The sequence below is a fragment of the Arthrobacter ginsengisoli genome, from assembly GCF_031456935.1.
Classification (GTDB): Bacteria; Actinomycetota; Actinomycetes; order Actinomycetales; family Micrococcaceae; genus Arthrobacter; species Arthrobacter ginsengisoli.
The window spans coordinates 39,269-51,386 of sequence record NZ_JAVDVQ010000024.1 but is presented as its reverse complement, the minus strand read 5'-3'; the positions used below and the strand labels follow the sequence as shown (position 1 = coordinate 51,386).

The 12,118-nt window shown below is 67.1% G+C and carries 7 protein-coding genes; 2 read left to right on the top strand and 5 right to left on the bottom strand.

The features are described from left to right. The first annotated feature begins 206 nt into the window (after window positions 1-206). Window positions 207-605 carry a VOC family protein gene (locus tag J2X01_RS18895; RefSeq protein ID WP_310061067.1) on the top strand — a complete coding sequence of 133 codons (399 nt, stop codon included), beginning with the start codon at window positions 207-209 and terminating at the stop codon, window positions 603-605. A 48-nt stretch (window positions 606-653) separates the two neighbouring features. Here J2X01_RS18895 and J2X01_RS18890 read toward each other — a convergent pair whose 3' ends face one another. Both J2X01_RS18890 and J2X01_RS18885 read right to left on the bottom strand, forming a co-directional pair. Continuing rightward, window positions 654-3,182, bottom strand: a complete 2,529-nt coding sequence (locus J2X01_RS18890) for a Tex family protein (protein ID WP_374724997.1) — start codon at window positions 3,180-3,182, stop codon at window positions 654-656. Between the two features lie 26 nt (window positions 3,183-3,208). Further along, on the bottom strand, window positions 3,209-3,811 hold the full coding sequence (locus J2X01_RS18885) for an SOUL family heme-binding protein (RefSeq protein ID WP_310061064.1): 603 nt from the start codon (window positions 3,809-3,811) through the stop codon (window positions 3,209-3,211). A 189-nt stretch (window positions 3,812-4,000) separates the two neighbouring features. On the opposite strand from J2X01_RS18885, the gene J2X01_RS18880 reads away from it, so the two are divergent. Further along, on the top strand, window positions 4,001-7,636 hold the full coding sequence (locus J2X01_RS18880; protein WP_310061061.1) for a TM0106 family RecB-like putative nuclease: 3,636 nt from the start codon (window positions 4,001-4,003) through the stop codon (window positions 7,634-7,636). Between the two features lie 310 nt (window positions 7,637-7,946). On the opposite strand, the gene J2X01_RS18875 is transcribed toward J2X01_RS18880, so the two are convergent. The 3 genes from J2X01_RS18875 to J2X01_RS18865 all read right to left on the bottom strand — a co-directional run bounded on the left by J2X01_RS18875 (window position 7,947) and on the right by J2X01_RS18865 (window position 12,084). Beyond that, window positions 7,947-9,020 (bottom strand): alkene reductase, encoded by a 1,074-nt coding sequence (locus J2X01_RS18875; RefSeq protein ID WP_310061058.1) that lies wholly within the window; start codon window positions 9,018-9,020, stop codon window positions 7,947-7,949. An 83-nt stretch (window positions 9,021-9,103) separates the two neighbouring features. Continuing rightward, entirely contained in the window at window positions 9,104-10,159 is a 1,056-nt protein-coding gene (locus tag J2X01_RS18870; protein ID WP_310061054.1) for a 2,3-butanediol dehydrogenase, read from the bottom strand. Between the two features lie 134 nt (window positions 10,160-10,293). After that, window positions 10,294-12,084, bottom strand: a complete 1,791-nt coding sequence (locus J2X01_RS18865) for an NAD(P)-binding domain-containing protein (RefSeq protein WP_310061050.1) — start codon at window positions 12,082-12,084, stop codon at window positions 10,294-10,296. Between the last annotated feature and the right edge of the window lie 34 nt (window positions 12,085-12,118).

Below are 12,118 nucleotides of genomic sequence, written 5' to 3'. Positions count from 1 at the left end.
CCCCTGGTTCATCCCGCCACCCCACATCGACCCGCGCCGACAACCCAGACGCAACTACTACTTCCACCCCACAGACCTCAACACCGCCGCCTGACGTGGCGCGAGGCCCTGCCGGCCGGCAAGCGTTGCCAAAGACCCCTCAGTGCCCCACGGATTCTGCCACGATGGAAGCATCCGCAAACGCACCGCGAACGAGGAGGCACAGCATGCTCAGCCGGTTCTACGTCAATCCGATCCTGCCCGCCAAAGACGGTGACCGCGCCCGTAGGTTCTACCGTGACGTCCTCGGACTCGAACTGCTCACGGGCCCGACGGACGATCCTATGGTGTTCGGTGCGGCCAACGGCTCAAGCATTGCCGTCAGCGAAATGCCTGACCGCGTTCCACCGCCCTACCCGATGATCAGCTTCATGGTCACCGGCATCGAGGAAGTCGTCGAGGCGCTCAAGGCCCGGGGCGCCACGTTCCGCCCGCTTGCCCCGGCCAGCTTCGCCGGAGTCGAGGGCACGGCCGTCGGGGACGTGATGGACTTCGGTCCGGCCAAATCCGCGTTCCTGGAGGACTCCGAAGGCAACGTGATCGCGCTCAACGAGTTCGTCGGCTGAACGGCCGAGTCCTGCGCGTAGGAAATCCCGCGATAAACGGTCAGGAGCCTACTTTCCGAGCCCGGCTTTCCGCAGCGCCTCGGCCATCGCCGTGTTGGCAGGTGCCGGGGCTGGCCTCGACGCCTGGGTTTGCCTGGCTTCTTGGGGCTCCCTGGCCGGCGACCCTTGCGGCGTCGGCCGCTTCGCCCCGGCCTGTGGGGTTCCTTGCCGCGAACGCTCCGGCCGCAATTCCGCACGTCCCCCCGCGGGTGCGGTGCGCCCGCCGGAGTCCGCACGTCCCCCGGCGGGGGCCGGTTCGTCGTCGAGCCGCAGTGTCAGCGAGATCCGTTTCCGTTCCGGGTCCGCCTCCAGCACCTTGACCCGCACGACCTGGCCGGATTTAACCACCTCCCGCGGGTCGGAGACGAAGCGGTTGGCCAACGCGGAGACGTGCACCAGTCCGTCCTGGTGCACCCCGACGTCGACAAACGCACCGAAGGCCGCGACGTTGGTGACAGTCCCCTCCAGCACCATCCCGGGCCTGAGGTCAGAGATCTTTTCGATGCCCTCAGAGAACGTCGCCGCCGCGAAGGCGGGACGCGGGTCACGGCCGGGCTTCTCGAGTTCGGCGATGATGTCCTGCACGGTGGGCAGGCCGAAGGTCCCGTCGACAAAGTCCTGCGGATTCAACGCGGCGTAGCTACCCGCCGTCGGCCCCTTCCCCCCGGCGGCGGCTTTGATCTTCCGCGCCACCGGGTACGCCTCCGGGTGCACGCTGGAGGCGTCCAGCGGATCCGCTCCCCCGGTGATCCGCAGGAAGCCGGCGCACTGTTCGAACGCCTTGGCGCCGAGCCGCGGCACCTTCTTCAGCTCGCTGCGCTTGGTGAACGGGCCGTGCTCGTTCCGGTAGGCCACGATGTTCTCGCTCAGCAGCGGCCCGACGCCGGCCACGCGGCTCAGCAGCGCGGGCGAGGCGGTGTTCACGTCCACACCCACGGCGTTCACGCAGTCCTCGACGACGGCATCGAGGCTGCGGTCCAGCTTCGCAGCCGTGACGTCGTGCTGGTACTGCCCGACGCCGATCGACTTCGGCTCGATCTTCACCAGCTCCGCGAGCGGGTCCTGCAGCCGCCGCGCGATGGACACGGCGCCGCGCAGGGACACATCCATACCGGGCAGCTCCGCCGCGGCCAGCGCCGACGCGGAATACACCGAGGCGCCGGCCTCCGACACCACAATTTTCTGCGCTTTGCTTTCTGACCCGGTGGCGAGCTGTTTCAACAGTTCGGCGGCGAGCTTGTCCGTCTCCCGCGAGGCGGTGCCGTTGCCGATCGCCACGAGTTCGACGGCGTGCTTCCGGGCAAGGTTCACCAGCGTCCGCAGCGCCTCGTCCCACTTCCGGGCCGGGGCGTGCGGGTAGATCGTGTCGGTCGCCACCACCTTGCCGGTGCCGTCCACGGCCGCGACTTTCACCCCCGTACGCAGCCCCGGGTCCAGGCCCAAGGTGGCGCGGTTTCCGGCTGGCGCCGCGAGGAGCACATCCCGGAGGTTGGCGGCGAAGACCCGCACGGCCTCGTCCTCGGCGGCGGCGAACATCCGGCTCCGCAGGTCTGCGGTCAAGCGGGCCAGCACGCGCGAGCGCCAGGCGAGCTGGGCGGTCTGCAGCAGCCAGGCGTCGGCGGGTCGGCCGCGGTCGGCAACCCCGAGGAACCGGGCCACGGCGGCTTCGTACCGGCCGCGCGCGGCGGTGAGGGCGGCGTCGTCGTTCGGTTCAGCCTCGGCGAGATCCAGCTCCAGAACCCCGTCCTTTTCGCCGCGCAGCAGCGCCAGGACGCGGTGCGAGGGCATCCCGGACGGCTGCTGGGAGAACTCGAAGTAGTCCTTGAACTTCTGTCCCTCGGCGTCCTTGCCTTTCTTCACGCGGGACACCATCCGGCCCTGGGTCCAGAGCCGCTCCCGCAGCGTGGCCGCCAGGTCGGCGTCCTGGGCGACCCGCTCCACCAGGATGGAGCGGGCGCCGGCGAGCGCCGCGGCGGTGTCCCCGATGGCGTGTTCGGCGTTGAGATACTTGGTGGCTTCACGCTCCGGATCCAGCTCCGGGCGCTTCAGCAGCGCGTCGGCGAGCGGCTCCAGCCCCGCCTCGCGGGCAATCTGCGCTTTGGTCCGCCGCTTGGTCTTGAACGGCAGGTAGATGTCCTCCAGCCGGGACTTGGTGTCGGCGCCGACGATCGCGGCCTGCAGTTCCGGTGTGAGCGATCCCTGCGCTGCGATCGCTTCGAGGACGGTCCGACGGCGGTCCTCGAGCTCGCGCAGGTAGCGCAGCCGCTCCTCGAGTTCTCGGAGCTGGGTGTCATCGAGCGTCCCGGTGGCCTCCTTGCGGTACCGGGCGATGAAGGGCACGGTGGACCCGGCGTCGAGCAGGTCCACGGCCGCTTTCACCTGCCAGGCCTGCACACCAAGTTCGGCGGCGATCTGGGCGGCGATGCCCGACTCCTGGCTGTGCGGGGCCCGGGTCCTCGGAGAGGGAGTCTGCAGAGACGGAGTCGTTGGGGGCGTTGCGGAGTCTGACGGGGAAGGGCGCTGCGGGAGTTGGGTCACCCTGCCATTTTGCCTTACCGCGGTCTTCACGCGGGGGCGCCGGGGGCGGGACGGGGCCGCTCGACGTCCTGGAGGACCTCATTGCGGCGGAGGAACCAGGGCTTGAACGGCGGATCAAAGCGGGCGAACCGCGGGAGTCCGACTGCTCTGAGACCGGCCGCGGCCAGCGCGGCCTGCAGTGCCTGGTTCCGTTTCCCGAAGGCGCTCTCAGATCCGCCGCCGGAGAAGCCCAGGGCTGCGGTCAGGGAGTCCGGCACGCTCCGGATTTTGACGGCAGGATTCGTCGGGACCGGAGCGGTCTCGGCGGCCATTCCGGCCGGCAGGACAAAAGCCACGGTGAACTCGGCGGTATCCCCGCCACCGGTCAGTGATCCGCGCTGGAGCACCGGGGCGGTCATGGCGAGCTTCTGCGACCGGCCGGGCTCCTGCACCACCGGGGCGGTCATCGACACCGATTGCCGCGCGGCGTTGTTGCCGCTGATGTAGTCGAAGAGCTGGCGGAACGCCGCATTGCCGGCCCGGTCGAACGTGGCCTGCACCTGCAACTCTGCCACCACATGTGCGGGATAGCGGCGCAGCTCGAAATCCGGGAAGTGCTGGATCAGCTCGAAGGGCTGCTGTTCGGTCATCGTCCTCAGAACCCTACGCCGGGACTCCGACCGGAACCAGTCCCTTCCACCCAACGTGCTCGCAGGATTGTCAGAGGGCTTTGATAACTTGAGGAATAGACGGTCGAACCGTCAAGTCACCGCATCTGAACAACACCGCACCTGAACAACACCGCATCTGAACAACACCGCATCAACATCGGGGGCACAGTGTTTTTTCTTGAACCGGAGGTACCGGGTTCCGCACCGGACCTGGTCTTCTCCGCCAGCGACCTCGTCATCGCGGCCAGTTGCGAGTACCAGCTGCTCAGGAAGCTCGATGAGAAGCTGGGCCGCTCGCCCAAAGCCGTCTTCGACGTCGATGAGATGCTCAAACACGCCGCCGAGTTGGGCGACCTCCACGAGCAAAACGTCCTCGCCGGTTTCGTCGCGGATTTCGGCCACTGGGACGCGGCCGCCGGACGCGGCGTCTACGACGTCGTCCCGGCTGAGTCCATGGACCGCGCGACGCTTCAGGCCAAGCACCGGGAATCCATCGACGCCCTGCGTTCCGGCGCCGACGTCGTCTTCCAGGCGGCCTTCTTCGACGGCCAGTTCCATGGCCGCTCCGACTTCCTCGTTCGGCAGGCTGACGGCAGCTACGCCGTGTTCGACTCCAAGCTGGCCCGCCACGCGAAGGTGACGGCGCTGCTCCAGCTTGCGGCCTACGGCGATCAATTGTTGAAGGCCGGGATAACCCCCTCCCCGGCCGTCACCCTGGTCCTCGGCGCCACGGTCCAGCTCCCGGGCGGCGGCTTCGACTACGTCCGCAGCCACCACAAACTTGCGGAAATTCTTCCCGTCTTCCGGGAGCGAAGGGACCGGTTCCTGGCACTGACCTCCTCCCACCTCGCCCAACCCGGCTCCGTCCAGTGGGACGCGCCCGGGCTCAGCGCCTGTGGCCGCTGCGATTACTGCCACGAGCAGGTCGTTGCCACCGACGATCTGCTCCTGGTGGCGCGGATGAATTCGGCACGGCGCAAGGAACTCCACAAGGACGGCATCCGTACGGTTCGAGCGTTTGCCGAAGCAAACCTCGTCAACCAGAATGCCTCGCTGCAGCGTCTGCAGGCCCAGGCCCGGATGCAGAGTGGCATCGGCCCCGCGGACGGGGAAGTCCGGTACGTCAAGGACGGCGACGAGCACACCATTCGATTTGGCGTAATTCCGGAGCACACGCTCGCCGAAATCCCCGCGCCGAGCGAGGGCGACATTTTCTTCGACTTCGAGGGCGATCCGCTGTGGCAGGAAAGCGCCACCGGCGTCTGGGGACTGGAGTACCTGTTCGGTGTCATCGAAGCGCCCACACGGCCCGGCGTCCCGGGGGTGTTCCGGCCGTTCTGGGCGCACAGCCGGGAGGCGGAGAAGCAAGCGTTCCTCGACTTCCTCGACTATGTGGAGAAACGCCGGCGGGACCATCCGGACATGCACGTCTACCACTACGCCGCCTACGAGAAGACGGCGCTCCGGAAGCTCTCCGTGCTGCACGTGGCCGGCGAAGACGTCGTCGACGAATGGCTGCGGGAGGGGCTCCTGGTGGACCTCTACCAGACGGTCCGGAACAGCATCCGCATCTCCGAAAACTCCTACAGCATCAAGAAGCTCGAGCCACTATACATGGGGACCCATCTGCGCTCCGGGGATGTGAAGGACGCCGGCGCTTCCGTGGTTGCCTACGCCCATTACTGCGATGCACGCGACAATGAGCGGCCCGAGGAAGCGGCCGCGATCCTCGCCGGGATCTCCGATTACAACGAATACGACTGCCTCTCCACGCTGGAGCTGCGGAACTGGCTCCTGAATCTGGCCCGGGAGCGCGGCATCACGCCGGGCGGCGACGGCGCGCCGTCCAACCCCGCGTCATCCGGCGCTGCGTCGCTGCCGGTGGACGGCGGCGCGGACACCGCGTCGGTTGCCGCTGACCTGGACCCGCTGGAAGTGGCGCTGGCCGGTCTGGCGGGTGCCTGCGTCGGGCTGTCCGAGGGTGACCGGAAAGCGGTCTCCATGCTGGCGGCGGCCGTCAGCTATCACCGCCGGGAGCGCAAGGCGTTCTGGTGGGCGCACTTCGACCGCTGCGAGCACGGCCCGGACACGCACCACCAGCAGGACCGCAATGTTTTCCTGGTCGAGGACGCGGAGGTGCTCGAGGACTGGTGGAAAGATGGCGCCAAGCTTCCGGAGCGGAAGGTGAAACTGATCGGCACGGTCAGTCCGGGCTCGGATCTCCGCGAGGGCAGCACCTGGTTCCGCATGTATGAGCCGCCGCTGCCGGCCGGGCTGGAGGGCACGGGTCTCAACGGGACCGGACGCAACGGGTGGTTCGGCACCGAGGTTCTGGAGCTGGGCCACGAGGATGGCAGGGACACCGTCGTCATCCGGGACAAGCTCCGCAAGGCCATTGAACCCTACAGCCAGGTCCCCGTTGCGCTGACCGAGGACCAACCCATCCAGACCAAGAGCCTCGAGGACGCGCTGGCGGCGTTGGCTTCCGCGGTCGCCGCGGGACTGCAGTCCAATCCGCCGGTTTTCCCGCGTCATCCGGCGCTGGATCTCATCCGCCGTGTTCCGCCGCGGCTGCTGGCCGGGGCGGAACTGCCCGCACCAGGGGAAGGCCCGGACCGTTTCATCGACGCGATCACGGCGGCGGTCGGAGTCCTGGACCACTCCTACGTGGCTGTCCAGGGGCCGCCCGGGACCGGCAAAACCCATGTGGGATCGCACGTCATCGCCCGGCTGGTTGCGCGGGGCTGGAAAGTCGGCGTCGTCGGCCAATCCCATGCGGTAGTGGAGAACCTGCTGACGACGGCAGTAACGAAGGCGGGCGTCGATCCGTCCGTGGTCGCCAAGGAAGTGAAACACGGGGAGCCGCTCCCCTGGGGGCAGCGCTCGGCGAAGGATGTGGCCCGACTGCTGAGCTCACCCGGCGGGGCGCTGGTCGGCGGTACGGCGTGGACCGTGACAGGAGCCAACGTCCCGGCCGGATCGCTGGACCTGCTGGTGATCGACGAGGCCGGTCAGTTCTCCTTGGCCAACACGCTCGCCGTGGCACAGGCCAGCAGCCGCCTGCTGTTGCTCGGTGATCCCCAGCAGTTGCCGCAGGTCAGTCAGGGCGCACACCCCGAACCCGTGGACGAGTCAGCCTTGGGCTGGGTTTCCGCCGGTCATGCCACGCTGCCGCCGGAGCTTGGCTATTTTCTGGCCGACTCGTGGCGGATGACCTCCGAGCTGTGCCGGGCCGTCTCGGAACTCTCCTATGAGGGCAAGCTGCGTTCGGCTCCGGCGGCCGACTTCCGGCGGCTCGAGGGAGTTCCGGCCGGGATCGAAACCGTCATGGTGCAGCACAGCGGCAACGTCACGTCCTCGACCGAGGAAGCCGGCGAAGTCGTCCGGCAGGTGCGGCGCCATCTGGGACTGAACTGGCACTCCGAGCAGGGCACCCGGCACCTCAACGCCGCCGACATCCTGGTCGTGGCCGCCTACAACGCCCAGGTCAACGTGATCCGCGATGCGCTGGACAGCGCGGGACTCCCCGGCGTGCGGGTGGGAACCGTGGACAAGTTCCAGGGCCAGGAAGCCGCCGTCGTGATTGTGTCGATGGCGTGTTCCGCGGTGGCCGAGGCTCCGCGGGGCATGGACTTCCTGCTCTCGCGCAACCGGATCAACGTGGCGGTGTCCCGCGGCCAGTGGCGCGCCGTCGTGGTCCGCGCCCCGGAGCTGACCAATTACCTCCCCGTGCATCCTGAGGGGCTGGAGCAGCTGGGCGGGTTCATCGGGCTGTGCCAGCGCTCGGTCACCGCCAGCCAGTAGGACATGCCCACTCTTCACCGCCGGCCCCGCGGGACATGCTCATTCTTAGTGACGAACAGTGGGCAGAATGGCATTCTGTCCACTGTTCGCGGCCGCGGCCGGACATGTCCAGTGGTGACCGAGGCCGCGGCGGGACATGTCCAGTGGTGACGGGGGCCGCGGCGGGACATGTCCAGCCGCGTGAGTGCTGCCGGACCCTGGCCGCTGGGTCCAACCGGCCCATGCAGGGAGCGGACACAAAAAAGAGCGGTCCAGGACAAATCAATCCTGGACCGCTCACCCTTGCCCTATCGGCAAGGAACCTTACATATCAGTTCTGGTACGCCGGGTAGTCCGTGTAGCCCTTGGCGTCGTCGGTGTAGAAGGTGGCCGGGTCAGCATCGTTGGTCGGGAGTCCTTCGCGCCAGCGGCGGACCAGGTCCGGGTTGGCGATGGCCGGGCGTCCGACGACGACGGCGTCAGCGTGGCCGTCCGCGACCAGCGTCTTGGCCTCCTCACGGGTGGTGATGACGCCGAAGCCCGAATTCAGCAGGAAGGTTCCGCCGAAACGCGTGCGCAGGTCCTGCACCAACTCGCTGCTGGTGGGCTCCTTGTGCAGCACGCTCAGGTAGGCGAGTTTCAGCGGCGCCAGGGCATCCACCAGCACCTTGTAGGTCTCGTTGACATCCGCTGCGTCACGCTCGATGGCCCCCTGGACGTTGTGCTCGGGGGAGATGCGGATGCCGACCCGGTCGGCGCCAACCGCTTCCACCACGGCCCGGGTCACTTCAATGACGAAGCGCGCCCGGTTCGCAGGCGAGCCGCCGTAGATGTCGTCGCGCTGATTGGCGGACGGTGCCAGGAATTCGTGCAGCAGGTAGCCATTGGCGGAGTGCAGCTCGACGCCGTCGAACCCGGCAGCGATCGCATTGCGGGATCCCGCGACGAACTCCTGGACAATGCCCGGCAGTTCCTCAGCGGTCAGGGCGTGCGGAACGGGGAAGCGCTTTTTTCCCTCGTAGGTGCGGGTCTCGCCGTCGATCGCGATGGCGCTGGGCGCCACCACCTGGTGACCGCCGTTCGTGTCTTCGTGGGTGACACGTCCGGCGTGCATCACCTGGGCGAAGATTCGGCCGCCCTCGGCGTGCACGGCCGAGGTCACATCGGCCCAGCCCTTGAGTTGTTCCTCGGTTACCAGGCCCGGCTGGCCCGGGAACCCCTGGCCGGCGTGGCTGGGGTACGTGCCCTCGCTGATGATCAGGCCGAGGGACGCCCGCTGCCGGTAGTGCTCGACAACCAGCGGGCTGGGAATGCCTTCCCTGCCGGAGCGGACGCGGGTCAGCGGCGCCATCACAAGTCGGTTGGGCAGTTCCAGCTCGCCGAGAGTCATCGGGGAAAACAGCATGCGCAGTTCCTTTCACCAGGGGATTGGGTCTACTGGCTCCAACTGCGCGGCGTCTGCAACTATTCCTGGTGAGACTCGGATCACTAGGGGTGGACGATGATCTTCACCGCAGTGTCGTTGTGGTGGATCAGCGTGTCGAAGCCCTTATCCACGAGGTCATCGAGGGCGATTCTGCCCGTGATGAAGGGTTTCAGGTCGACTTTCCCCTCCTGGACGAGCTTGATTGCGGCCGCGTGATCGCCGCAGTAGGCGATCGTGCCGCGGAGATCGATTTCCTTCAAGACAACCTTCTGCATGTCCACCGTTGCCGGACGTCCCCAGATCGAAACATTGACCACGACGCCGGCCGGTTTCACGACATCCAGCATGGTGTCCAGTACGGCATTCACGCCCGCACATTCAAACGCTGCATCTGCCCCCGCGCCCGCGGTCAGTTCCAGCACCCGCGATTTGACGTCGTCGGAGCTCGGGTCCAGGACATGGTCCGCGACTCCCGAGGACACCGCTTTGTCCTTCCGGGCCGCCGACAGCTCGGTGACGATGGTGGTGACGCCGAGGCCTTTGAGGACGGCCGCAGTCAGCAGGCCGATGGGGCCCGCACCGCCGACGACGGCGACGTCCCCGGCTTTGACGTCGCTCCGGCCGACGGCGTGATAGGCCACCGCGAGGGGTTCGATGAGGGCGGCTTCGTCGAGCGGGATGTCGCCGACGGGATGGACCCACCGGGTGTCGACGACGATCTTCTCGCTCAGGCCCCCGCCGCCGCCCGCCAAGCCGATGAAGCCCAGCTTGGTGCACAGGTTGTAGTGGCCGCTGAGGCACGGGCCGCATTCATTGCAGACGATATATGGTTCCACCACAACGCTGTCGCCGACGGCGAGCCCGGTGACTCCCTCACCCAGTTCCTCGACGGTGCCGGAAAACTCGTGTCCCAGGGTGACCGGGGCGGCCTCGTGGGACAGCCCGTGAGGATGGCCGGGCGGCGGCGTGAAGATCGGTCCTTCGAGGAACTCATGGAGGTCAGTCCCGCAGATCCCGCACCAGGCGACGGCGATCTTCACCGTTCCGGGGCGCAACTCCGGCTCCGGAACGTCTTCGATCCGGAGGTCCTCACGGGCGTGGAATCGTGCTGCTTTCATGGTGTTTTTCCTTCGCATTACGGGCCGTGGATGCGCCCGGTCAGGCGCATCCACGGCATGTCGTTGGATTATCACAGGGGGCCGTCAAACCCCAGTGTGGTTCCCGGGGCTGTGATTGTCACGGCCCGTCCGGGTCAGCGCGTGTGGTGCGTGGCCTGACGTTCGAAGACCGGTGTCGGCAGCCCTTCCATCCTGGCTTTGAGCTGCAGCGCCAGATAGTTGGAGTAGTGGCGGCTTTGGTGCAGGTTGCCGCCGTGGATCCACAGGTTGTCGACGTTGGTGGGTTTCCACATATTGCGCAGTTCGCCTTCCCACGGACCCGGATCCTTGGGAGTGTCGGAGCCAAAGCCCCAGCACTTCCCGACGGCGTCGGCCACCTCGGGCGAGACCAGATCGGCCAGCCAGCCGTTCATTGAGCCGTAGCCGGTGGCGTAAATGATGGCGTCCGCTTCCAGTTCTGTTCCGTTGGCCATCACGACGGCGTTCCCGGTGATCTTGCCGACCTCGCCGTTGGCGAGCCTGACCCGGCCGTCGATGATCAGCTGCGAGGCGCCGACGTCGATGTAGTAGCCGGAGCCGCGCCGCAGGTACTTGAGGAACAACCCGGAGCCGTCAACGCCGAAGTCCAGGTCAAAGCCTGCGGCCTCCAGCTGGGAGTAGAACTCGGCATCCCGCTCGGCCATCTCCGCGTAGACCGGGATCTGGGCCTCGGGCAGAATCCGGTAGGGCAGGGACGCGAAGAGCAGATCGGCCTTCTCGGTGGTGACCCCGTTGGCCAGGGCCTTCTCCGAGTACAGACCGCCGAGAGCGAGGTCCATCAGGGATTCGCTCCGAGCGATGTGCGTGGAGGAGCGCTGGACCATGGTGACGTCCGCGCCGTGCTCCCAGAGATCGGCGCAGATATCGTGGGCCGAATTGTTGGAGCCGATGACCACGGCCTTCTTCCCGGTCCAGTCGCCTCCGCCCGGGTGCTTGGACGAGTGGTACTGCTCCCCGAGGAAGGATTCGGCGCCGTCGAACGTGGGGACGCTGGGGTACCCGGAGACGCCCAGGGCGAAGACAAGCTGTTTCGGACGCAGGGTGACCGGTTCGCCGTCGCGCACCACCTCAACGACCCACTCCTGCGAGGCTTCGTCGAAGCGTGCCTTGGTGCATTCGGTCTTGGACCAGTAGTTCAGTTCCATGATCCGGGTGTAGTTTTCCAGCCAGTCGCCGATCTTGTCCTTGGCCGCGAAAACCGGCCAGTCGTCGGGGAATTTGATGTAGGGCAGGTGGTCGTACCAGACCGGGTCGTGGAGGTGCAGGGACTTATAGCGGTTGCGCCAGGAGTCACCCGGGCGGTCGTTCTTCTCGATGATGATGGTGGGCACCCCGAGCCGGCGCAGCCGTGCCCCCAGCCCGATCCCGCCCTGGCCGCCGCCGATGATGACGGTGTAGGGCTGGTCCTCGTAGCCGAGCCGGGCTTCCTGCTCTTCCTTCAGCTCCAGCCACGACTTGCGGCCCTTGGTGATCTCGTGGGCGACGCCCTTCTCCCGGTTGACACCTTTCTTTTCCTCGAAACCCTTGAGCTCCTGCATGGTGGTGAGCAGCGTCCAGCATTTGCCGTTCCGAAGGCGCAGATGGGCGTGGCCCCGGGCCTGGGCGGTCTCGAAGTTCACCCACGCCTCGGCGTTGGCCGCGTCCCCGGTGGCGTCCTCGGCCAGCGTCCAGTTGCTTGGCTGCACCTCGTCCAGGGTCGCATCCAGCATCCGCCGGATGTCCGCTTTGCCCTCCAGGGTCTTGAGGTTCCAGGTGAAGGAGACGAAGTCGCGCCAGTACGAATCGTCGTCGAAAAGTTCAAGCGCGCCGTCCGTATCGTGGCTGCGCAGCGCCTCATCGAACTGCGCCAGCCACGCCTCGACCACGCCGTTTGGAGTCTCAGGCATGTTTCCTCTTTCCGTTGCTAACAGTGGGCCGATC

What these genes read in the sequence shown, in the direction of transcription:
- J2X01_RS18895 (WP_310061067.1), top strand. Translation starts at nt 207, where the DNA reads ATGCTCAGCCGGTTCTACGTCAATCCGATCCTGCCCGCCAAAGACGGT.
- J2X01_RS18885 (WP_310061064.1), bottom strand. Translation starts at nt 3,811, where the DNA reads ATGACCGAACAGCAGCCCTTCGAGCTGATCCAGCACTTCCCGGATTTC.
- J2X01_RS18875 (WP_310061058.1), bottom strand. Translation starts at nt 9,020, where the DNA reads ATGCTGTTTTCCCCGATGACTCTCGGCGAGCTGGAACTGCCCAACCGA.
- J2X01_RS18870 (WP_310061054.1), bottom strand. Translation starts at nt 10,159, where the DNA reads ATGAAAGCAGCACGATTCCACGCCCGTGAGGACCTCCGGATCGAAGAC.
- J2X01_RS18865 (WP_310061050.1), bottom strand. Translation starts at nt 12,084, where the DNA reads ATGCCTGAGACTCCAAACGGCGTGGTCGAGGCGTGGCTGGCGCAGTTC.